Consider the following 22,464-nt stretch of genomic DNA (forward strand, 5'->3'; position numbering starts at 1 on the left):
TACCCCTTATGACCAAGCACGGACGCCGACCGTCATGATCGAACGCCGTTTCGAACAGATCATCTTCGCAAGCCGCTGGCTGCTCGCCCCCTTCTATCTGGGGCTCGTCGTGTCGCTGGTGCTCCTGCTGGCGAAGTTCACCCAGGAGATCTTCCACATCGTCCCGCATGTGCTGGAGATGCAGGAAAAGGACGTGCTGCTGGCCGTGCTGACCCTGATCGACCTGTCGCTGGCCGGCAACCTGCTGCTGATGGTGATCTTTTCGGGATACGAGAACTTCGTGTCGAAGATCGACGTGGCCGACCACAAGGACCGTCCGGAATGGATGGGCAAGGTCGACTTCGGCGGGCTGAAGCTGAAGCTGATCGCCTCCATCGTGGCGATCTCTGGCATCCACCTGCTGAAGAGCTTCATGAACATCGACAACACCAGCAAGGAAAACCTGATGTGGATGGTCATCGTCCACATGACCTTCGTGGTGTCGGGCGTCCTGCTGGCCCTGATGGACCGGTTGGAAGGGAGCCATCACGGAGCGCACGGCAAGGCTGCGACCACGGCGAAATCCGACCATCATTGAGGCCGCCGGAGAGGGCCGGCACCAGGGTGCCGGAGCGGTTTCAAACCCGACACAAAGCCGTTGCGGCGGGTTGGGAATCAGCCTAAGGATACCCCCGCCGCGAGCGGGGCGGTTTGGCCGGACGCTGGAGGTTTCCGCCTCCTGTTGACGGAAAATTAACCCTGACGCGGCAGTGTGGCGGGCACCGGAGGACGGCGTTCCGCCAGCACTTCGGGGACTGGACATTCCGCCGGGACCGGCCTTGCCTCAAGGACCGCCTCCCATCGACCAGAGCGCCGGACCGGCGCCGGCGACCGCCCCACGGGCGCCGGCAACAGGGCTCGGCAAGGCGTGCCGGTTGCACTCTCCGCTTGAGCGCGAAGGGGCATTCGTCTATGGAACCGTTGGCGGGCGTGGCCCTCCGCACCGGAGCGGGCACATCGCCGGCAAGGCCGTCTCAACCGCATTGAAGAGTTAGTCGGGTCCATGCTTTCCAAACTCCTCGGCGTGCTTTCCGCCGACATGGCGATCGATTTGGGGACGGCCAACACCCTGGTCTATGTCAAGGGCCGTGGCATCGTTCTGAACGAACCCTCGGTCGTGGCCATCGCCAACGTCCGCGGCAAGAAGCAGGTGCTGGCCGTCGGCGACGAGGCGAAGATGATGCTGGGCCGCACGCCCGGCAACATCCAGGCCATCCGCCCCCTCCGCGACGGCGTCATCGCCGACTTCGAAGTCGCCGAGGAGATGATCAAGCACTTCATCCGCAAGGTGCACAACCGGCGCAGCTTCGCCAGCCCGCAGGTCATCATCTGCGTGCCGTCGGGCTCCACCGCCGTGGAGCGCCGCGCGATCCAGGAATCGGCGGAGGCCGCCGGCGCCCGCCGCGTCTTCCTGATCGAGGAGCCGATGGCCGCCGCGATCGGTGCCGGACTCCCGGTGACGGAGCCGACCGGTTCCATGGTCGTGGACATCGGCGGCGGCACCACCGAGGTGGCCGTGCTGTCGCTGGGCGGCATCGTCTATTCCCGCTCCGTCCGCGTGGGCGGCGACAAGATGGACGAGGCCATCATCGGCTACATCCGCCGCACCCACAATCTGCTGGTCGGCGAAGGCTCGGCGGAGCGGATCAAGAAGGAAATCGGGTCGGCCTGCCCGCCGGAAGACGGCGAGGGCCGCATCCTGGAGATCAAGGGCCGCGACCTGATGAACGGCGTGCCCAAGGAACTCATCATCTCCGAGCGGCAGATCGCCGAGTCCCTGGCGGAACCGGTGTCGGCCATCGTCGAGGCGGTGAAGGTCGCGCTTGAGCACACGGCGCCGGAACTGGCCGCGGACATCGTGGACAAGGGCATCGTGCTGACCGGCGGCGGCGCCCTGCTGGGCAACCTGGACTTCGTCCTGCGCCACGCCACCGGCCTGCCGGTGTCGATCGCCGACGACCCGCTGTCCTGCGTCGCGCTGGGCACCGGGCGGGCGCTGGAAGAGATGAAGACGCTGCGAAACGTCTTGGTCAGCGCCTACTGATTGGTGTATTGCTCGCTTGGGTTCCCCCGGTGGTACGTCCATTCGCCGGCGTAGCCGGGGGCGGATCGCGTACCTGGACGGGATGATCCTGTGAAGCCTCGCAATTCCGGTTCCGTCGTGCGCCTCGCCGCCCCCTTGCGGGCGCTCGCCCAGCGCTTCTCCTTCCTGTTGCTGGTGCTCGCCTCCGTCGCCCTGATGATGGTGGGCCGGATCGACGCGCTGTCGGTGGACAGCGCGCGCGCCAGGGTGACCGACGCCTTCGCCCCGATCCTCGACGCGATCTCCCGCCCCGCCGCCACCGCCGCCCATGTCGTGGAGTCGGTGGTCGAAGTGCAGAACGCCTTCGAAGAGAACCAGCGGCTGAAAGCGGAGAACGCGCGGCTGCTGCAGTGGAAGCAGGCCGCGCTGCGGCTGGAGGCGGAGAACATCAGCCTGCGTTCCCTTCTCAAGGCGACGCCAGAACCGTCGTCCTCCTTCATCACGGCGCGGGTCATCGCCGCTCCGGGCAGCTCCTTCCTGCGCACGCTGGTGGTCACCGCCGGCCGCCGCGACGGGGTGCGCAAGGGGCAGGCGGCCATCGCCGGCAGCGGGCTGGTCGGCCGGGTGATCGAGGTCGGGGAATGGTCGGCCCGCGTCCTCCTGCTGACCGACATCAACACGCGCATCCCCGTGGTTCTGGAGCGCTCGCGCCAGCGGGCGGTGATGGCGGGCGACAATTCCGACCAGACCCGGCTCCTCTACCTGCCGCCGGAAGCGCCGGTGCAGGTTGGCGAGCGGGTGGTCACCTCCGGTCACGGCGGGCAGTTCCCGCCGGGCCTGCCGGTGGGCGTGGTGTCCTCGGCCGGTGAACGTGGCGTCCGGGTGCAGCCGAACGTCGATCTGTCGCGGGTCGAGCACCTGCAGCTGGTCGAGTTCAGCCTGCCGGGAAGCGAGGCGGAACCGTCGTCCGAGTCGAAATGACGCTGACCTTGTGGCAGCGGTTGGACAAGACGGGACGGAATCTCGCCCCGTTCGCGGTGACGGTCATGCTGGCGCTGGCCGGGATGATTCCGGTGCCGCTGCCCGGCTATGCGTCGGTGGCGCCTTTCCTGACCGCCATCGCCGTCTATTATTGGGCGATCCACCGGCCCGACCTGATGGGGCCGGGCACCGCCTTCCTGATCGGCTTGCTGCAGGACCTGCTGACCGGCGGGCCGCTGGGGGTGAACGCGCTGGTGCTGGTGCTGGTCCATTGGGCGGTGTCCAGCCAGCGGCGTGTGCTGGCGTCGAGCACCTTCGCCCTGATGTGGTTCGGCTTCGGGCTGGTCATGATGGGCGTGGCCTGCACTCAATGGCTGGCCTTTTCGGCGCTCCAGGCGACGGTGCTGCCGTTCCGGCCGGCGCTGTTCCAGGCGCTGCTGACCATGGCCTTCTTCCCGGCCATCGCCTGGATGCTGATCCGCGTGCACCGCGCGTTTCTTCAGGGATGATGGGCAGGGATAGCCGGCAGGGATGATCTGGCAGGGGATGTGAGCCTTTGACTGCGATGGACCGCGACACCGACCGCTACCGCCTGCTGACCCGCCGCGCCGCCGTGCTGGGCGGGCTGAAGCTCGCCGGTCTGTCCGCTCTGGTCGGGCGGCTCTATTACCTGCAGGTGGTGGAATCCGCGCGCTTCACCATGCTGGCGGAGGAGAACCGCATCAGCCTCCGGCTGGTCGCCCCGTCGCGCGGCACCATCGTCGACCGGTTCGGCGCACCGCTGGCGGTGAACCAGCAGAACTACCGCGTCGTCGTGGTGTCGGAGCGCACGCGCAACATCCAGGATACGCTGGACAAGATCTCCAAGATCGTCCCGCTGACCGACGGCGACCGCCGCCGCGTGATGCGCGAGCTGCACCGCAAGCGCCGCTTCGTGCCGGTCACCGTGCGTGAGAACCTGACCTGGGAACAGGTCGCCACCATCGAGATGAACACGCCGGACCTGCCGGGCGTCGCCATCGAGGTCGGCGAGATCCGCCACTACCCGGAGGCGGAGGCGACTGCGCACATCCTGGGCTATGTCGGCGCCGTGTCGGAGGCGGAGCTGAACGGCGACCCTGTGCTGTCGCTGCCCGGCTTCCGCATCGGCAAGGCCGGGATGGAGAAGTATCACGAGAAGGCGCTGCGCGGCACGGCGGGGACCAGCCAGCTTGAGGTCAACGCGGTCGGGCGCGTCATCCGCGAGCTGTCGCGCGACGAGGGGCAGCCGGGCCGCGAGGTCCAGCTGACCATCGACATCGGCCTTCAGAAATTCGTGCAGCAGCGGCTGGCGCAGGAGGTCAGCGCCTCCTGTGTGGTGATGGACGTGCACACCGGCGGCATCTACGCCCTGTGTTCCCACCCCAGCTACGACCCCAACCAGTTCACCATGGGCATCAGTGCCGAGCTGTGGGAGGAACTGCTGTCCAACCAGGCAACTCCGCTGAACAACAAGGCCGTGGCCGGGCAATACCCGCCGGGCTCGACCTTCAAGCCGGTGGTGGCCCTGGCGGCGTTGGAGTCCGGGTTGATCAGCCGCAACCACTCGGTGTTCTGTCCGGGCCACATGGACCTCGGCGACCACCGCTTCCACTGCTGGAAGAAGGGCGGGCACGGCACGGTGGACGTGGTCGGCGCGCTGCGCCATTCCTGCGACGTGTGGTTCTACGACGTGTCGCGGCGCATCGGCATCGACCGCATCGCCGAGATGGCCAACCGCTTCGACATGGGACAGTTGACCGGGCTGGACCTGCCCCACGAGCGGCCGGGCCTGATCCCGTCCATCGACTGGAAGAAGGGCGCCTTGGGAAAGCCCTGGGCGCAGGGCGAGACGCTGATCGCGGCGATCGGGCAGGGCTACGTGCTGTCCACACCGATGCAGCTCGTCGCCATGACCGCGCGGCTGGCCAACGGCGGCTTCGCGGTGAAGCCTCACCTGACCAAGCAGATCAAGGCGTTGTCGGGCGAGCAGACGAGCTGGCCGCCGATCGGGGTGAAGAAGGAGAACCTCGACCTCGTCCTGCGTGGCCTCTACGAAGTGACCAACGCGCCGAACGGCACCGCCTACAAGTCGCGCATCACCGAGCCCGGCTATGAGATGGCCGGCAAGACCGGCTCCGCCCAGGTCCGCCGCATCACCATGGCGGAGCGCAGCACCGGCGTGAAGAAGAACGAGGACCTGCCCTGGCGGGAGCGCGACCACGCGCTGTTCATCTCCTACGCGCCGGTCAGCTCCCCGCGCTACGCCTGCGCGGTGTTCGTTGAGCACGGCGGCGGCGGGTCCACCGCGGCGGCGCCGATCGCGCGCGACATCCTTCTGGAATGCCAGAAGCGCGATCCGGGCCGCGCCACCGTTGCGGAGAGCGCTCCGCCGCCCCCGCCGCCGGGCGACACCCGGGGCTGAGGGGCGTTCCGAACGCGCGGCTGTCTATGCCGCGCGCACCTCGGCCAGGAACTGGTCCACCTCGCGCTTCAGGCCGACCGCACGTTCGGCCAACTGGTCGGCGGCTCCCTTCACGCTGTGGGTGGCGGCGCTCGTCTCCGCCTCCGCCTGCTGGATGCCGACGACATTGCGGGACACTTCCGCGGTGCCGTTGGCCGCTTGCTGGGCGTTGCGGCTGATCTCGCCCGTCGCCGCGCTCTGCTGCTCGACGGAGGCGGCCATCTCCGCGGTGGAACGGTCGATGTCCTCGACCTGGGTGATGATCGCGCGCATGGCGTCCACCGTCCTGTTGGAGGCGCTCTTCACCGCGGCGATCTGGTTGCCGATCTGCTCCGTCATCGCGTGGGTCTGGTTGGCCAGGTTTTTGACCTCGCTCGCCACCACGGCGAAGCCCTTGCCGGCCTCGCCCGCGCGGGCGGCCTCGATGGTCGCGTTCAGAGCCAGCAGGTTGGTCTGGGAGGCGACGGAGTTGATGGCGGCGACGATCTGGTCCACCTGCTCGATGGCTCCGGACAGGGAATCGAGCTGGGTCTGCGCCAGATCGGCTCCCTCCGCCGCAGCCTTGGAGCGGGCGGCGGCGCGGGACACGCGCTCTGCCAGCTCGTGAATGGAGGCGGACATTTCCTCCGACGCCGCGGCGACGGTCTGCACGTTGGCGCTGGCCTCTTCCGACGCACTGGCCACGGCGCCGCACTGGGCGCTGACTTCCTCGACCGCGGCGGAGAGCTGGGAGGCGGTGGCCTGAAGCTCCGTCGCGGCGCCGCCGACGTCGTTGACGATGACCCCCACCCGCGCTTCGAACCGGCCCGCAAGGTCGAGCATCGCCGCCCGCTTCTCCGCCTGGGAACTGGCTGCGGCCTCCTTGGCCTCGCGCTCCATCGCGCGGTTGCGGATCAGGTTGGTCTTGAACACCTCCGCTGTGGCGGCGATCTCCCCGACCTCGTCCTTGCGTCCGGTGCCGTACAGCAAGGTATCCAGGTTGCCGTCGGCAAGGCCGCGCAGGCAGGCGACGATGGCTTTCACGGGTCGGACGATGCCGAACTGGGACACCGTCCAGCCGAGCAGAAGCCCTGCCAGGATGCCGATGGCGGCGGCGGTGACGAGCTGAACCGACCGGGATTCCGCCAGGGCGGACGCATCCTGCGACAGCCGCGACGCCTTTTCGTCGGTGTAGCTGGTGTAGGCGATGGTCAGACTCTGAAGTGCCCGCGCGGCGGTCGCGCTTGCATCCACCGACGCCAGGATGTCGCGCTGATTTTGGGTCAGATCGCTGCCGCCCCTGATCCGGCGAGCAACGGCGATCGTGTCTTCAAGTTCCTTGTAATAGAGCGCCAGGGCGCTCTCGAACGAGGACAGCATACGGCTCTGCTCCGCGTCGCTGGTTCCCTTGACCTTGGCAAGCAGCCCGCTCACGGCCTCGCGCGTCTTGCCGATGGACGGGAGAACCTGCTCCAGATCGCCGGGATTGGCAGCCAGCCGGTACTCGTCGCGGTTCAGTTCGACAACCATCCGGTTGATGCGCGCGCCCAACTTCATTTCTTCGCCGGCCAACTGGATTTCGTCGGTAGCGCGGCTCAGCGCGTCCAGACCGGCGATCGATGTGGCGGTGATGCCTGCGCAGATCGCAGCCAGGAAAACGATGATGGAGAGGATCTTGGTGGAAATCTTCAGATTGCCAAGCTGCATTTGGAAATTCCGCCATAAAAGCCCGGGTGACCCCGCGCAGGACGGGGCCTGCAAGGGGGCAGGTATGGAAGTGATTCTTATAAAATTCAGGGCGTCTGCGCTTTGATGTCGGTCAAGCAGGAAAGGAAAAGGTGGTAACCCTCTCTTTCGCCCCATTGACGGGCCAGGAACCGTCTGCCGCTGAACCCTGTTCCAGAAAGACAAAAGATTGGATGGGCTGAAATGGCGGACGGGCTGACCAATTGGCTGGTGGATGTGATGCACACGATGAATTATGTGGGCATCTTCCTGCTCCTGGTCCTGGCGCGGGTGATTCCGCCAGTTCCGGCCGAGTCGGTTATTCCATTGGCTGGCATCGCGGCGGCGCAGGGCGAGTACAATCTACTCGGCGTCGCCCTGGCCGGTGGGTTGGGCTCGCTGGCCGGGCAGCTGGTCTGGTTCCTGCCCAGTCGGCTGATGGGACGCGACCGGCTGGAAGCCTTTTTAAAACGCTACGGCCACTGGCTGACGATCCACCCCAAGAAGGTCCGACGAAGCACGGAGTGGTTTGGAAAGCATGGCGGCATCGCCGTCTTCCTGACCCAGCCGGTGCCGGGCGTGCGGACGCTGATCTCGATCCCGGCGGGGGCCTGCCGGATGTCGATCCCGCTCTACTGCCTCTATTCCGGGGCCGGGTCGATCCTGTGGACCCTTCTGCTCGCCTGGACCGGCTACATGCTGTCCCGCTGGCCCTTCGCGCACAGCCTCGTTGGCTATTTCACCGTGGGGCTGCTGGTGGTCCTGGTCGGGCTGTACCTGTACCGGCTTATCAGCCATTTCCAGGGCATCCGCCGCGCCCAGAGGTCGTCGCGCGGCCCGGACGGCGATCCGCCGGTGGCGGGAGCCCCGCTCAGCCCCTAGAACTCAGCCCACAAGGGTCAGCCCATGGCCCAGCCGGCCATGCCGGTGACGGCCATGCCGAGCGCCCAAATGCCGAAGGCCGCCAGCGCCACCCCCGTGCAATGGTTCAGCCGGGTCAGCCCGCGGTCGGAGATGCGGTGGCGCACGGCGGCGACGCCCATGGACAGGGTGAACCACCACAAGGACGCGCCGATGAAGACCCCGGCCACCAGTGTGGAAGCGTCCACCCGACCCAGATTGCCGCCTAGACCGAAGCCGGCGAAGATGGCGATGAAGGCCATGATGGTCGCCGGATTGGTCAGGGTCAGCGACAGGCCGGTCATGAAGCCGCCGAGGAAGGACGGCGTGTCGGGCGCGCTGGCGGCCTCGCGCTCCTCGTCCTCCGGCTTCTGGCGGAAGGTGCGGATGGCGACGACGATCAGGAAGATGCCGCCGACGAGCTGGAAGGCGATCTCGTGCCCTTGCAGGAAATCCAGCGCGGCGGACACGCCGAAGGCCGCGATGGCGCCGTAGATGGTGTCGGCCACGGCGGCGCCGAAGCCGGTGAAGAAGCCCATCAGCGGCCCGTGCTGGAGCGTGCGGCGGATGCAGAGCAGGCCAATGGGACCGACGGGGGCGGCGATGGCGATTCCAAGGACGATGCCCTGCAGCAGCACCACCAGACCATGCACGCCGATCACCTCGTCCAATCTGCGATTCCCTCCTCCGAGACCCTCCTTCGGGCAATGGCGGGCGTGATAGCGGGCCACCGCCCTTCCGTCAACCGGCGTTGCGGGAGGAGGTCCCATACGGGCTGTGACCTGCGGCGGAATTCCCCACGCCATGTGCCCCCTGTCACCGGGCGGGAGGAGCCGCTATCCTGGCCGCCACGACCCGGCAAGCGGGCGAACCGGAACGGGGAAGCGGAACGATGACGATGACGCGCATTCTGACCATCCTGGCCCTGTCGCTGACGGCGGCGACCGTTCCCGCCGCGGGCCCGGCCCTGGCGGCGGACGAGTTCATGCCGGCGGTGGTGTTCGACCAGGGCGGCAAGTTCGACAAGTCCTTCAACGAGGCGGCCTACAACGGGGCGGAGCGCTTCAAGAAGGAGACCGGGATCGTCTACCGCGAGTTCGAGGTCACCAGCGAGGGCCAGCGCGAGCAGGCGTTGCGCAACATGGCGCGGCGCGGCGCCACCGTCATCACGGCGGTCGGCTTCTCCCAGTCCGCCGCCGTGGACAAGGTGTCGCGGGAGTATCCCAACACCAAGTTCTGCCTGGTCGACGACAAGCTGGACCTGCCCAACGTGCAGTCGGTGACCTTCAAGGAGCATGAGGGCTCCTTCCTCGTCGGCATGCTGGCGGCGATGGCCTCGCAGAGCGGCAAGGTCGGCTTCATCGGGGGCATGGACATCCCGTTGATCCGCAACTTCCTGACCGGCTACGAGCAGGGCGTGAAACATGTGAAGGCGGACGGCGAGGTCTTCACCAACATGACCGGCACCACCCCCGCCGCCTGGAACGACCCCACCCGCGGGGCGGAGCTGGCCAAGAGCCAGTTCGGGCGCGGCGCCGACGTGGTCTTCGCGGCGGCCGGGGCGACCGGGCTGGGCGTTCTCCAGGCCGCGGCGGACGCCGGCAAGCTGGGGGTCGGGGTGGACAGCAACCAGAACTGGATTCACCCGGGCAAGATCCTGACCTCGATGGTCAAGCGGGTGGACGTGACCGTCTACGACTGCATGAAGTCGGCCAAGGACGGCAGCTGGACGGCGGGCCACCGCGTCGTCGGGCTGAAGGAGGAGGGCGTCGGCTACGCGCTCGACGAGAGCAACCGCAAGCTTGTCACGGCAGAGATGGAGAAGGCCGTCGAGGACGCCAAGCGGAAGATCATCGCGGGTGAGCTGGTGGTGAAGCCGTATCAGCCGTGAGCTGATTTTCTGCGTCGTCGACCGTTGCCCCCACCCTGACCCTCACCCGCTGGGCGGGGAGGGAAATCGGCCCTCTCCCGCCCAGCGGGGGGGGGAGGGGACCCGCGAAGCGGGGAGGGTGGGGGCGAGAACCTCTCCATAGAAGATCCCCATGCCCCAACACCCTCCCGCCCTCGAAACCCGTGGCGTCAACAAGTGGTTCGGCGCCAACCACGCCAACCGCGACGTGTCGCTGGCCGTGCCGAAGGGCACCATCCACGGCGTGATCGGCGAAAACGGCGCTGGCAAATCGACGATTATGAGCATCGTCTACGGCTATCTTCCCGCCGACGGGGGTACGATCCTGGTGGACGGCCGCCCGGTGGCGGTGCGCAGCCCGCGCGACGCTCTGGCCGCCGGGATCGGCATGGTCCACCAGCATTTCATGCTCGTCGATCCCTTCACCGTGCTGGAGAATGTCCTACTGGGGGCGGAGGGCGGCGTCACCTTGGCCGCCGGGATGGCGCGGGCCCGGACGGAGTTGACCCGGCTCGCCCGTGACTACGGGCTGGAGGTGGACCTCGACCGCCCGGTCGGCGAGCTGCCGGTGGGGGCGCAGCAGCGGGTGGAAATCCTGAAGGCGCTCTACCGCGGCGCCGACATCCTGATCCTCGACGAGCCGACCGGCGTCCTCACCCCGCAGGAGACCGACCACCTCTTCCGCATCCTCCGCGCGCTGCGCGAGCAGGGGAAGACGGTCGTCATCATCACCCACAAGCTGCGCGAGATCATGGAGCTGACCGACAACGTGACGGTCATGCGCCGCGGGCAGGTGGTGGCGAACGTCGCCACCGCCGACACCAGCCGCGAGGCGTTGGCGGTGCTGATGGTCGGGCGCAAGGTGCTGCTGCGGGTGGAGAAGGCGCCGGCCACGCCCGGCTCGGCGGTGCTGGAGGTCTCCGGCCTGCGCGTGCGCGACGGCGCCGGGGTGGAGCGGGTGAAGGGTGTCGGCCTGACCGTGCGCGCCGGGGAGATCGTCGGCATCGCCGGTGTCTCCGGCAACGGCCAGTCCGAACTGCTGGAGGCGCTGGCCGGCATGCGCCCGCCGGCGGGCGGCTCCGTCCGCCTGCGCGGGGTGGAACTGGCCGACAAGCCCGACCGCTTCACCGCGCGGGGGCTGCGGGCGCTCGGCGTCGGCCATGTGCCGGAGGATCGGCAGCGGGTCGGCCTCGTCACCGGTTTCGAGGCGCAGGAGTGCGCGATCCTCGGCCATCAGGGCGATCCGGCCTTCAACGGGCGGCTCCTGATGGACCGCCGCGCTTTGTTCGACCGCTGCGCGGCGGAGATGGACGCCTACGACGTGCGTCCGCGCGACCCGCGCCTGCCCGCCGCCAACTTCTCCGGCGGCAACCAGCAGAAGATCGTGCTGGCCCGCGAAATGGAACGGAACCCTGACCTGCTGCTGGTCGGCCAGCCCACCCGCGGCGTGGACATCGGCGCCATCGAGTTCATCCACCGCCGTCTGGTGGCGCTGCGCGACCAGGGCAAGGCGATTCTGCTGGTATCGGTGGAGCTGGACGAGATTCGCGCCCTGTCCGACCGCATCCTGGTGATGTTCGACGGCCATTTGGTGGGCGAGGTCGCCCCGGACGAGGCGGACGAGCGGCGTCTCGGCCTGATGATGGCCGGGGTGGCGGAAGCAGCGTAAGGTTGACCCCGAACGCTCCCGCTTGCGCTGGCCCCGTGCGCGGGGCACTTTCCTGTGGGCAGGGACGTTCGAGCCGTCCGGCTTGTGAACGGGCGTGACCACGGATGGAGCCGGGATGGCGCAGGACGCGGCGCAGGGGGTGACGGGCCGGGGCTTCGGCCGGCCGGGCGAGGTTCCCGGCTGGGTCGGCTACGCGCTTCTGCCGCTGCTGAACCTGCTGGCCGCCCTCGTCCTGTCCGGGCTGGTCATCCTGGTGATCGGGGAGAATCCGCTGGACGTGCTGGCGCTGCTGGTGACCGAGGCGGTCGGCTATCCCGAGGCCATCGGCTACACCCTCTACTACACGACCAGCTACATCTTCACCGGGCTGGCGGTCGCCATCGCCTTCCATTGCGGGCTGTTCAACATTGGCGGGGAAGGGCAGGCCTATCTCGGCGGGCTGGGGGCCGGGCTGGTCGGGCTGGCGCTGACCGGCTGGCCCTGGCCGGTGGCGGCGCTCGGCGCGATGGCCGTGTCGGCGCTGTTCGGAGCGGTGTGGGCAGCGGTTCCCGGCTGGCTCCAGGCCAAGCGCGGCAGCCACATCGTCATCACGACGATCATGTTCAACTTCATCGCCGCCGCGATCATGACCTATCTGCTGGTGGACGTGCTGATCCGCCCCGGATCGCAGTCGCCGGAAACGCGGGAGTTCGATCCGGGTGTCTGGCTGCCGACCATGGACCGGGCGCTCGGCTGGATCGGCGTCGCCATCCCGGCCTCGCCGCTGAACCTGTCCTTCCTGTGGGCGCTGGCCTGTTGCGGGCTGTTTTACCTGTTCCTGTGGCGGACCCGCTGGGGCTACGAGATCCGCACCGTCGGGCGGAACGAGCGCGCGGCGGTCTACGCCGGCATCTCCCCGGCGCGGAACATCATCCTCGCCATGGCGATCTCCGGGGCGCTTGCCGGCTTCGTCGGCGTGAACGAGATCATGGGGGTGCAGCACCGCATCCTGCTGAACTTCACCGGCGGGGTGGGCTTCGTCGGCATCGCCGTGGCGCTGATGGGGCGCAACCATCCGGTGGGGATCATCCTGGCGGCGCTGCTGTTCGGCGTGCTGGCGCAGGGGGGCGGGCAGGTGTCCTTCGAATACCCCACCGTGAACCGGGAGCTGGTGATGGTCATCCAGGGCCTCGTCATCCTCTTCGCCGGGGCGCTGGAAAACCTGTTCAAGCCGCGGGTCGAGGCGCTGTTCCGCCGCCGCGGCGGAGGGGCGGCGCATGGATGACGCCCTGCTCGTCGTCCTGCTGCTGGCCGACGCCACCGTCCGCGTGGCGACCCCGTTGGTGCTCGCCGCCTTCGCGGCGCTCTACAGCGAGCGGGCGGGGGTGGTGGACATCGGGCTGGAGGGCAAGATGCTGGCCGGCGCCTTCTTCGCTGCCGCCATTGCGTCGTCCACCGGCAGCCCCTGGCTGGGCTTGGGCGCCGCCGTCGCGGCCTCGGTGGCGCTGGCGCTGGTCCACGGCTTCGCCTGCATCACCCACAAGGGCAACCAGGTGGTGTCGGGCATGGCGATCAACATCCTGGTCGCCGGGCTGGCGCCGACCCTGGCCTACGCCTGGTTCCGCCAGGGTGGCCAGACCCCGCTGCTGCCGGGAGAGGCGCGGCTGCCGCAGGTCCATCTGCCGGGTGTGGAGGCGCTGTCCGGGATTCCGGTCCTCGGTCCCGTCTACCGGGAGCTGATCGACGACGCCAACGTGCTGATCTGGCTGACCGTCCTGTTGGTGGTGGCGACCCACTGGGTGTTCACCCGCTCGCGCTTCGGGCTGCGGCTGCGCGCGGTTGGGGAGAACCCGTCGGCGGTCGACACGGCGGGCCTGTCGGTCACGCGGCTGCGCTATCAGGCGGTGATCATCACCGGGGTGCTGACCGGCATCGCCGGCGCCTATCTGTCCACCGCCCACGGCGCCGGCTTCGTGCGCGACATGACGGCGGGCAAGGGCTATCTGGCGCTGGCCGCGCTGATCTTCGGAAAGTGGCGGCCCTGGCCGACGCTGTTCGCCTGCCTGCTGTTCGCCTTCACCGACGCGGTGCAGGTCCGCCTGCAGGGCGTGCCGCTGCCGGTGGTGGGGGTGATCCCGGTGCAGTTCATCCAGATGCTGCCCTATGTGCTGACCGTGCTTCTGCTCGCCGGCTTCGTCGGCCGGGCGGTGGCGCCCAAGGCCAGCGGCGTCCCCTACGTGAAGGAGCGGTGATGAGCGACCCGCAGGATTCCCTGATCGCCGATTCCCTGATTGCTGCTGCCCGCGACGCGATGGCGCAGGCCTACGCGCCCTATTCTCATTTTTCGGTCGGTGCGGCCATTTTGGGCGAATCCGGGCGCATCCACGCCGGGGCGAATGTGGAGAACGCCGCCTACCCGCAGGGGCAGTGCGCCGAGGCCTCGGCCATCGGGGCGATGATCCTGGCCGGGGACCGAAGCATCCGGGCGATCGTCGTGATGGGCGGCCAGACCGGCGACGGCCGGCTGTGCACGCCCTGCGGCGGCTGCCGCCAGCGCCTGCGCGAGTTTGCCAAACCCGACACGCCGATTCATGTCTGTGGACCGGAAGGGCCTCGCCAAACGTTTCGGTTGGACGAGTTGCTGCCGCACTCCTTCGGCCCCGACAATCTCGACTTCTAAGGGGAACAGACCGCCATGACCGCCGCACGCGCCGCCGCGGAAATCCTGCACCGGGTCCCCGGCTTCCGCCCGCGGGTGGGGATCGTGCTCGGCTCCGGCCTGGGCGGGGTCGCCGACCGGATCGAGGGGGCGACCGTCATGCCCTACGGCGACCTGCCCGGCTTCCCGCTGCCCAGCGTGGAGGGGCATATGGGCCGGCTGGTGCTGGGCCATCTCGGCGGGCAGCCCGTTGCCTGCATGCAGGGGCGCGTCCACGCCTACGAGGGCAATGGCTTCGACGCGCTGAAGACGGCGGTCCGTGCGCTGAAGCTGGCTGGCTGCGACACGCTGGTGCTGACCTGCGCCGCCGGCTCGCTGCGGGTGGAGGTCGGGCCGGGACGGCTGATGGCGATTTCCGACCACATCAACATGCTGGGCGCCAACCCGCTGACCGGCCCCAACGAGGACAGCTTCGGCCCGCGCTTTCCCAGCATGACCGACGCCTGGGACCCGGCCCTGCGCGCGCTGATGCGGCGCCGGGCGCTGGAGCTGAACATCGATCTGGTCGAGGGCGTGTACGCCGCCTATCCCGGCCCCTCCTTCGAGACGCCGGCCGAGGTCCGGATGTTGAAGGTCCTGGGGGCGGACGCGGTCGGCATGTCCACGGTGCCCGAATGCATCGTCGCGCGGCATTGCGGCCTTCGGGTCGTGGGCTGCGCGGTCATCACCAACCTGGGGGTGGGACTCGGCGACGGGCCGGTGGACCATGACCAGACCCTGCGCGCCGCCTCGGCTGCCGCCTCCGACCTGGAGCGGCTGCTGACCGGCTTTCTCGACGGGCTGAACGTAGACGAAGGACGCCGGTCATGAAACTTCCCGCCGATCTGCAACGGGCGCTCGACACCGCGGCCGCCGTCAAGGCCGACGCCAAGGGGGCCGGCCGCGCCATCGGCCTGCTCGACCTGACCAGCCTGAACGACGACGACACCGACCAGACGGTGGAGGCGCTGTGCAAGCGCGCCGTTACCCCCGCCGGCAAGGTCGCCGCGGTGTGCGTCTGGCCGCGCTTCGCCAAGACCGCGCGCAAGGCGCTGAAGGGCAGCGGCGTGAAGATCGCCACCGTCGTCAACTTTCCCTCGGGGGAAGCCGACGCGGCGACGGTGGCGGCGGAGACCAAGGCGGCCATCAAGGACGGCGCGAACGAGATCGACGTGGTGCTTCCCTACCGCGCGTTCATCGACGGCGCCCGCACCCAGCCGATGAACGTGATCCGCGCCTGCCGCGAGGCCTGCGGGAGCGACGTGACGATGAAGGTGATCCTGGAGTCCGGCTGCTTCCCCGACCCGGAGCTGCTGGCCTGGGCCGCCCGCGACTCCATTGCCGCCGGGGCGGATTTCCTGAAGACCTCCACCGGCAAGGTACAGCCGGCGGCGACGCTGGAGGCGGCGGCGCTGCTGCTGCACGTCATCCACGAGTCGGGCAAGCCGGTGGGCTTCAAGGCGGCGGGCGGCATCCGCGACGCCGATGGGGCGGCGGCCTTCCTGGCGCTCGCCACCGCGATCCAGGGCAAGGGATGGGCCAAGCCGGAGACCTTCCGCTTCGGCGCGTCGGCGCTGCTGGACTCGCTGCTCGCCACCGCCGGCCATGGCGGCGGCAAGGGTGAGGGCAAGGACGGCAAAGACGGCAAGGGCGGTGGGGCGGTTGCCCAGCCGGCCACCGCCGGCTATTGATCCGCGCGACAGACCAGACCACGGAACGGACGCACGGATGCTTCCCCAGGAACTGATTCGCAAGAAGCGCGACGGCGCACGCCTGGACGCGGCGGAGATCGGCGCCTTCGTGCGCGGCATCACCGACGGCTCCGTCACCGAAGGGCAGGCGGCGGCCTTCGCCATGGCCGTCTTCTTCCGCGGCATGACGCTGGAGGAGCGGGTGGCCCTGACGCTGGCCATGCGGGATTCCGGGACGGTGATGCGCTGGGACCATCTGGACCTGCCCGGTCCGGTGGTCGACAAGCATTCGACCGGCGGCGTCGGCGACAAGGTCAGCCTGATCCTCGCCCCGGCGCTGGCCGCCTGCGGCGGCTTCGTGCCGATGGTATCGGGGCGCGGTCTGGGCCACACCGGCGGCACGCTCGACAAGTTCGAGAGCATCCCCGGCTACCGCGCCAAGCCCGACCGGGCGACGCTGGAGCGGGTGGTGAAGGAGGTCGGCTGCGCGGTGATCGGCGCCACCGACGACATCGCCCCCGCCGACCGCCGGCTCTACGCCATCCGCGACGTGACGGCGACGGTGGAGACCATCGACCTGCTGACCTCCTCGATCCTGTCGAAGAAGCTGGCGGCCGGGCTGGACGCGCTGGTGATGGACGTTAAGTTCGGCTCTGGCGCCTTCCTGCCCGACATCGCCAAGGCGCGTGAGCTGGCCGACAGCCTCGTCACCGTGGCCGAGGGCGCCGGGCTGCCCACCGTCGCTCTGCTGACCGACATGAACGAGGTGCTGGGCCTGACCGCCGGCAACGCGCTGGAAATGCGGGAGTGCATCGACATCCTGCGCGGCGGCATGGCCGACTCCCGGCTTTACGAGGTCACTGCGGCCCAGGCCGCCGAGCTGCTGGTGCTGGCCGGGCTGGTCCCCGACGCCGCCGCCGGCCGCGCCCGCTTCGACCAGGCGATGGCGAGCGGGCAGGCCGCCGAGCGCTTCGCCCGCATGGTCCACGCGCTGGGCGGCCCGGCGGACCTGCTGGACGCACCGGACCGCTATCTGGACGCCGCCCCCGTCGTCCAGCCGGTCTTCGCCGAGCGGGCGGGCGTGGTGGCGGCCATCGATGTGCGGGCGGTCGGCATCGCCGTGGTGGCCCTGGGCGGTGGGCGGACCAAGACGACCGATCCCATCGACTTCGCCGTCGGGCTGGCCGACGTCGCCGGGCTGGGCGCTTCGGTGGGGCCGGCGGAGCGTCCGCTCGCCGTCGTCCACGCCCGCAGCGCGGCGCAGGCGGAGGACGCGGCGGCGCTGCTCCGCCGCGCCTTCACCGTGGCCGACAGCGCTCCGCCGGCCGGGCCGCTGATCGCCGACCGCATCCGGCTGTAGGGGGCGGCTTTACGCGGCGCGGCGTCCGTTCTCGGCCTGCCGCGCCCGCACCGGCCCGACCAGAGCCTCCGCGGCAAGGCGGCCAGAGATGACGCAGGCCTCGACCCCCGGACCGGGGAAGACCCCACCGCCGGCCAGCAGCAGGCCGGGCACCAGCGACTTGGCGGGAAGCGCCGGATCGGTGCCGTAGATCGCCCCCTCCGTGGTGTGGGCGTAGCGGGCGAAGGTGGCGGCGCTGGCCTCTTGCCGGTGCAGGATGTGGCGCTCCAGATCCGGGATCACGACGGCGGCCGCGGCGATCATCGCGTCGCCCTCCCGCATCTTCCGCGCGCGGTAGTCGGGGGTGGAGCGGTCCCAGGCGTCGCCCGCCGGGTCCAGCCGCATCAGCGTCAGCGCCGCGCAACCCGGCGGCGCCAGGGTGGCGTCATGGGCAGAGGGCAGGGCCAGCGCCATCCCGGCATCCGTCAGAAACGTCATGGCCGGCAGGTCCGGGCGGATGTCCAGCGCCAGCGTGACCAGGAAGGCGGAGGTCGTGGGACGCAACGCCCGGCATCGCTCCACGCAATCGGCGGGCAGATGCTCCTCCCCCACCAGCTCCAGCAGGGTCCGCCGGGCGTCGGCGTTGGAGATCACCGCGGCGGCGGCGATGCGCTCCCCGTCCATGATTTCGACCCCGGCGGCCCGGCCGTTTTTGACCAGGATGCGGCGGACGGGGATGCGCAGCCGGACCTCGCCGCCGTTCGCGCGGATCGCCTCGACCAGAGCGTCGGCCAGCCGCTGCGATCCGCCTTCCGGATAGGCGCCGCCGTCGAAGACATAGCCGAAGATCGGCGCCATCTGGGTGGCGCCCAGCCGCTCCGGCCGGTCCGACAGGTAGCCGGTCAGGCTGGACAGCAGGGCGCGGGCTCCGGCGTCGGGCACGTAATGCTCCAGCATCTCCAGAAAGCCGCGGTCCTGCCAGTGGAAGGCCTGCGGGCACTCGAGCGGGTAGGCGCGCATCGCCGCGACGTCGCGCGGGATGTGGGGCAGGCCGGTTTCGGCGCAGCCGCGGTAGAGGTCGCGGTACACCCCGCGCATCTCCTCCAGAAAGGCGGCGGCTCCGGCGGCGCTGCCGGGATGCTCCCGCGCGATCAGGGCGGCCAGCCCCGCAGCGTCGCCGGGCAGCGGCTGAAGGGCGCCGTCCCGGACGACGCCGCGGGTTACTGGGTGCCAGCACACGCGGTCCGCCACGCCTACCGTGCGCAGCAGATGCCCGACCGGGCCATCCGGGCGGGTGCCACTGATGTCGTGCACCCCGGCGTCAAAGGTGAAACGCCCCACTGTCCCGTCGCGCAGATGCACTTTGCGGTCCCAGGAGGAGCAATAGCCGCCCGGGCGGTCGTGCGCCTCCAGGACGGTGACGCGAACCCCGGCCTCCGCCAGCAGGGCCGCCGCGGTCAGCCCGCCGATGCCGGCGCCGACAACGACGACACCGTCCTTTTGTCCGAGGACGGCGGGCGCGGGCCAGGGGTGAGGCTCCCGTTCGGCCAGACGGCGGGCGACGGCCCGGTTGACCAGCCAGTCCGGCAAGTGGCGATTCCCCAGAATGCCGGCCAACGTGGCGAGGGCGGAGGTGACGACGCCGACCTCCGTCGCGACGGCGAAGCCGGCGGCGCCGGCCAGGAAGCCCACGCCCCACAGCGCGGTGACCGCCTTGTTGACGGCGACGAACTGCGGCAGGTGCCACAGGCCGGGCGGTGTCGTCTCACGGGCGTAGGGCAGGGTGAAGGGACGGCCCAGCGCGAGCGAGGCGAAGGCCATGCCGGCGAGGGCGAGATGGACGGTCATCCCCATACGCTCCAGCGGTCCGATGAGGAGCAGCACGGCGAAGAAGACGGCGGCGACCAGTTCCGGCGCCTTCGGCGATCCGGCACGCCAATCATAGGCGCAGAGCGTCAGGCTGAGCAGCAGCGCCGCCAGCGCGGCCGCCGCATGGCCCGTCGGCTGCAGAGCGCCGAAGACGATCCAGGGCGAGAAGCCGACGAGGACGCGGATCGATTGGGAGATCGGCTTGGACAGGAGCATGGCGGACCTTTGCGGTGGTGACGCCCGCCAGACTGTCCACCGCATCGGCCGGGGCCAGCGCCGATCCGCGAAAGGCCGGGTTCGCTTCGCCAAACGCCCGAACGTCGATTCACGAAGCGTGAAACGCCGGCACCCCTCCGGGCGGCGCCGCGCGGGCCAGACCTGCGGTTGCGGCATTGGGCAGCATCATGGTTGCTCAGATACTGTGCAATCATGACCCAAGCCGCCGCTCTTCCCGCCGCCGCCAGTGACGACACACGCCACGCCATCGGCTGCTTCCTGCTGGCCATCTTCCTGTTCGCGGGCATGGACACGCTCATCAAATACTTGAGCAGCGGCTACCCGGTGGCGCAGCTCATGTTCGCGCGGTCGGTGGTGGCGGTGGTGCTGGTCGGCGGCATTTCGGTGGCGCGCGGCGGCTGGGGCGGGATGCGCACGCGGCGCCCGGTCGCCCATGTCTTCCGCTCGCTGGCCGGGCTGCTGTCGATGGGCTGTTTCTTCTACGCCTTCAAGCATCTGCCGCTGGCCGAAGTCTATGTGCTGAGCTTCGCCGGGCCGCTGTTCATCACGGCGCTGTCGATGCCGCTGCTCGGCGAGCCGGTGGGCTGGCGGCGCTGGGCGGCGGTGCTGGTCGGGTTCGGCGGCGTGGTGGTGATGGCCCGCCCGGAGGCCGATGCGCCGCTCCTGCCGATTTTTGTCGGCGTGGCCGCGGCCTTCTTCTACGCGCTGGCGATGATCGCGGTGCGCGGCCTGTCGCGGACGGAGAGCAACACGGCCATCGTCGTCTATCTGCTGCTGACCACCACGGTGGTGAGCGGTGTGGCGGCGATCCCTGACTGGGTGCAGCCGGGCGGGTTCGACCTCGGGCTGATGCTTCTGGTCGGCACACTGGGCGGGGCGGCGCAGGTGCTGATGACCCAGGCCTTCCGCCTGGGTCGCGCCGCGGTGGTGGCGCCCTTCGAGTATACGGGGATGATCTGGGCGACCCTGCTTGGTTTCCTGGTCTTCGGCGACGTGCCGACCCCCACCGTGCTGGCCGGGGCGGGGATCATCATCGCCAGCGGGCTCTACATCCTCTATCGGGAAACGCTGCGCCGCAGCGACTGACGGGTCAGGCGGCGGCGGGAAGAGCCAAGCAATCATCCGGGGAAAGCGGCGGGGCGGTCAGCGCGATGATCCGGCTGCGTTCCAGCACGCGCCGGATGCGCGGCGGATGATTCTCGAAGGCGATGGCGCCGCCGCGGTCGAGCACCGCATTGCGGAGCGCCAGCAGAATGCCGATGCCGCAGGAATCGAGGAACTCCACCCGTCCCAGATCGACGCGCAGCGTCAGGGCCTGTGCGTCCGCAACGCGGCGGAGCAGGGGCGTCAGGCCGGGCAGGGCCGCGTGGTCGACCCGCCCCGACAGGATGGCGCGCAGCCCGTATCCGCCCTGTGCCGTGGCGAAGGGGTGCAAGGTGACGGTGCTGTGCGACGGGATGGGCCGCATGCTTCGTGGCGACTTTCCGGTTGGGGCGACGGTCCGGCGCGGGCCGGGGGCGGTGGAAGGAACCACGGGAAACGCGACTCTCCGGTGTCTGTTCCGTTGCCAAATTGTGAAAAGGCGCCGGGCTGCCGCTTGACAGCCGGGCGCCGGGCTCACACTGTGCACACGAACGGCTGGGGTGCCTGCCGCAAGGCGGGCTGAGACCACACCCATCGAACCTGATCTGGGTCATGCCAGCGAAGGGAGCCAAGCGTTCGAGGCTGTGCCGCCGCTATACCCCTGGCCTCCTCGTCCTCGCGCGGTTCTTCGCCGGGCAGGAGGAGACACATCCATGCGGCGCTTCCTTTCCATTCTCTCGGCAACCGCCGTCTCGGCGTCGCTCCTGTCGGGGACGGTGCTGGCGGGCGAGGCCTCGGTCCCTGTGCTGGTGCCGCTGACCGGCTTCCTGTCGCTGGAAGGCACGAGCCAGCGCAACGGCGCCGTCCTGGCGCTGAAGGACGCGCCCGCGGGAGTGGCGGTGCGGTCGGAGGTGATCGACACCGGCACCTCGCCGGAGGCCGCGGTCACGGCGTTGGAGCGCGCGGCGGGCGGCAAGGTCACGGCGGTGGCGGCCAGCATGCTGGGCACGCAGATGCTGGCGATGCTGCCGCTGGCCCAGGATTACGGCATTCCGCTGGTCACCGTGTCGGGCACGGCGAGCATCACCGAGCAGGGCAACCCCTGGGTCTTCCGCTTCTTCCCCGGCGACGCCGTGACCAAGGAGGCCCACGCCCGCTACGTGACGGAGGAGCTGGGCAGGAAGCGCCCGGCGGTGATCTATCAGACGACCGCCTACGGACAGAGCGGCAAGGCCCATCTGGAGCAGGCTTTCAAGAAGCTCGGCGTCGAGCCGGTGTTCGAGGAGGGGGTGGACCCCGCCGCCAAGGATCTGCTGCCGGTCCTGACTAAGGCGCTGGCCGCCAAGCCCGACGTGCTGGTGCTGCACCTCCATTCCGGCCCGACCGCCCTGTTCATCCGGCAGGCGGCGGCCAACGGGGTGGCGGTGCCGATCGTCGCCGGCTCCGCCATGCACCAGCCGAGCACCGCGGCGCTTCTGGAACCGGCCGAGTTGAAGGGCGTTTGCGCCGAGACGGCGGCCTCGCCGATCTCCGGCGGCAGCCCGGAGGTGGAGGCCTTCACCACCGCCTACCGCGCCGCCTTCAACGCGGAGCCGGATGCCTTCGCGCTCGGCCAATATGATGGCATCCGCATGGTGCTGGCGGCGGTGCAGGGCGGTGCTGACAGCGCGGAAGCGGTGCGCAAGGCCCTGTCCGCCGGTACCCACCAGGGACTCGCCATGACCTACCGGTCAGACGGCAAGGGCAACATGGCGCATTCCGCCGTGATCGTCTGCTACGACGGCGCCTCGCGCGTGCCGGCGATCGCCAAGCGCTACGACAACCTGACCGGCGTGGTGTCCGGCATGGTGAAGTGAGCGGG

General features: G+C 69.6%; 20 protein-coding genes and 1 riboswitch. Of the genes, 16 read left to right on the forward strand and 4 right to left on the reverse strand.

From position 1 onward, the window contains the following. Positions 1–34: 34 nt before the first annotated feature. The 5 genes from ACWPXE_RS12025 (at position 35) to mrdA (ending at position 5,486) form a co-directional block, all read left to right on the forward strand. Positions 35–577, forward strand: coding sequence for a TIGR00645 family protein (locus tag ACWPXE_RS12025; protein WP_454018060.1), 543 nt, complete (start codon positions 35–37; stop codon positions 575–577). A gap of 465 nt (positions 578–1,042) precedes the next feature. Beyond that, positions 1,043–2,083 carry a rod shape-determining protein gene (locus tag ACWPXE_RS12030; protein WP_014240000.1) on the forward strand — a complete coding sequence of 347 codons (1,041 nt, stop codon included), beginning with the start codon at positions 1,043–1,045 and terminating at the stop codon, positions 2,081–2,083. A 90-nt stretch (positions 2,084–2,173) separates the two neighbouring features. Then, the gene (gene mreC / locus ACWPXE_RS12035) at positions 2,174–3,043 is read left to right on the forward strand and encodes a rod shape-determining protein MreC (protein WP_038528588.1); all 870 of its coding nucleotides are present in this window, start codon (positions 2,174–2,176) and stop codon (positions 3,041–3,043) included. Then, positions 3,040–3,552: a rod shape-determining protein MreD gene (mreD, locus tag ACWPXE_RS12040; RefSeq protein ID WP_454018061.1), complete on the forward strand. Its 513-nt coding sequence runs from the start codon at positions 3,040–3,042 to the stop codon at positions 3,550–3,552. The genes mreC and mreD overlap by 4 nt, the downstream gene beginning before the upstream one ends. 56 nt (positions 3,553–3,608) lie before the next feature. Further along, the gene (mrdA, locus tag ACWPXE_RS12045) at positions 3,609–5,486 is read left to right on the forward strand and encodes a penicillin-binding protein 2 (RefSeq protein ID WP_149167937.1); all 1,878 of its coding nucleotides are present in this window, start codon (positions 3,609–3,611) and stop codon (positions 5,484–5,486) included. 24 nt (positions 5,487–5,510) lie between these two features. Here the strand turns inward: mrdA and ACWPXE_RS12050 are convergent, their stop codons facing one another. After that, the gene (locus tag ACWPXE_RS12050; RefSeq protein WP_454018062.1) at positions 5,511–7,211 is read right to left on the reverse strand and encodes a methyl-accepting chemotaxis protein; all 1,701 of its coding nucleotides are present in this window, start codon (positions 7,209–7,211) and stop codon (positions 5,511–5,513) included. A 222-nt stretch (positions 7,212–7,433) separates the two neighbouring features. On the opposite strand from ACWPXE_RS12050, the gene ACWPXE_RS12055 reads away from it, so the two are divergent. After that, a complete protein-coding gene (locus ACWPXE_RS12055; RefSeq protein ID WP_454018063.1) occupies positions 7,434–8,111 on the forward strand; it encodes a DedA family protein in 678 nt (225 codons plus the stop codon). Between the two features lie 17 nt (positions 8,112–8,128). On the opposite strand, the gene ACWPXE_RS12060 is transcribed toward ACWPXE_RS12055, so the two are convergent. Then, a complete protein-coding gene (locus ACWPXE_RS12060) occupies positions 8,129–8,791 on the reverse strand; it encodes a LysE family translocator (protein ID WP_237904943.1) in 663 nt (220 codons plus the stop codon). A 230-nt stretch (positions 8,792–9,021) separates the two neighbouring features. On the opposite strand from ACWPXE_RS12060, the gene ACWPXE_RS12065 reads away from it, so the two are divergent. From ACWPXE_RS12065 to deoA, 8 genes are all read left to right on the forward strand, one after another. Continuing rightward, positions 9,022–10,020, forward strand: coding sequence for a BMP family lipoprotein (locus ACWPXE_RS12065; protein ID WP_454018064.1), 999 nt, complete (start codon positions 9,022–9,024; stop codon positions 10,018–10,020). Positions 10,021–10,171: 151 nt separating this feature from the next. Further along, a complete protein-coding gene (locus tag ACWPXE_RS12070) occupies positions 10,172–11,707 on the forward strand; it encodes an ABC transporter ATP-binding protein (RefSeq protein ID WP_454018065.1) in 1,536 nt (511 codons plus the stop codon). A 115-nt stretch (positions 11,708–11,822) separates the two neighbouring features. Continuing rightward, the gene (locus ACWPXE_RS12075; protein WP_454018767.1) at positions 11,823–12,971 is read left to right on the forward strand and encodes an ABC transporter permease; all 1,149 of its coding nucleotides are present in this window, start codon (positions 11,823–11,825) and stop codon (positions 12,969–12,971) included. Next, positions 12,964–13,938 (forward strand): ABC transporter permease, encoded by a 975-nt coding sequence (locus tag ACWPXE_RS12080; protein WP_454018066.1) that lies wholly within the window; start codon positions 12,964–12,966, stop codon positions 13,936–13,938. Before ACWPXE_RS12075 ends, ACWPXE_RS12080 begins: the two co-directional genes overlap by 8 nt. After that, a complete protein-coding gene (cdd, locus tag ACWPXE_RS12085) occupies positions 13,938–14,366 on the forward strand; it encodes a cytidine deaminase (protein WP_454018067.1) in 429 nt (142 codons plus the stop codon). The genes ACWPXE_RS12080 and cdd overlap by 1 nt, the downstream gene beginning before the upstream one ends. Before the next feature lie 15 nt (positions 14,367–14,381). Then, positions 14,382–15,215, forward strand: coding sequence for a purine-nucleoside phosphorylase (locus tag ACWPXE_RS12090; protein WP_349595438.1), 834 nt, complete (start codon positions 14,382–14,384; stop codon positions 15,213–15,215). Further along, entirely contained in the window at positions 15,212–16,075 is an 864-nt protein-coding gene (gene deoC / locus ACWPXE_RS12095) for a deoxyribose-phosphate aldolase (RefSeq protein WP_454018068.1), read from the forward strand. The genes ACWPXE_RS12090 and deoC overlap by 4 nt, the downstream gene beginning before the upstream one ends. Positions 16,076–16,112: 37 nt before the next feature. Continuing rightward, the gene (gene deoA, locus ACWPXE_RS12100) at positions 16,113–17,435 is read left to right on the forward strand and encodes a thymidine phosphorylase (RefSeq protein WP_454018069.1); all 1,323 of its coding nucleotides are present in this window, start codon (positions 16,113–16,115) and stop codon (positions 17,433–17,435) included. Between the two features lie 9 nt (positions 17,436–17,444). Here the strand turns inward: deoA and ACWPXE_RS12105 are convergent, their stop codons facing one another. Beyond that, the gene (locus tag ACWPXE_RS12105; RefSeq protein ID WP_454018070.1) at positions 17,445–19,499 is read right to left on the reverse strand and encodes an FAD-dependent oxidoreductase; all 2,055 of its coding nucleotides are present in this window, start codon (positions 19,497–19,499) and stop codon (positions 17,445–17,447) included. A gap of 213 nt (positions 19,500–19,712) precedes the next feature. On the opposite strand from ACWPXE_RS12105, the gene ACWPXE_RS12110 reads away from it, so the two are divergent. Then, complete coding sequence (locus ACWPXE_RS12110) at positions 19,713–20,606, forward strand: DMT family transporter (RefSeq protein ID WP_454018071.1); 894 nt, start codon at positions 19,713–19,715, stop codon at positions 20,604–20,606. Between the two features lie 4 nt (positions 20,607–20,610). Here the strand turns inward: ACWPXE_RS12110 and ACWPXE_RS12115 are convergent, their stop codons facing one another. Continuing rightward, entirely contained in the window at positions 20,611–20,988 is a 378-nt protein-coding gene (locus ACWPXE_RS12115; RefSeq protein ID WP_454018072.1) for an STAS domain-containing protein, read from the reverse strand. Between the two features lie 161 nt (positions 20,989–21,149). After that, a riboswitch (TPP riboswitch) is annotated at positions 21,150–21,247 on the forward strand. A 69-nt stretch (positions 21,248–21,316) separates the two neighbouring features. Between ACWPXE_RS12115 and ACWPXE_RS12120 the strand changes: the two genes are divergently transcribed. Further along, positions 21,317–22,459: an ABC transporter substrate-binding protein gene (locus ACWPXE_RS12120; protein WP_454018073.1), complete on the forward strand. Its 1,143-nt coding sequence runs from the start codon at positions 21,317–21,319 to the stop codon at positions 22,457–22,459. Positions 22,460–22,464 lie beyond the last annotated feature (5 nt).

Source organism: Azospirillum sp. Marseille-Q6669 (genome assembly GCF_965111635.1).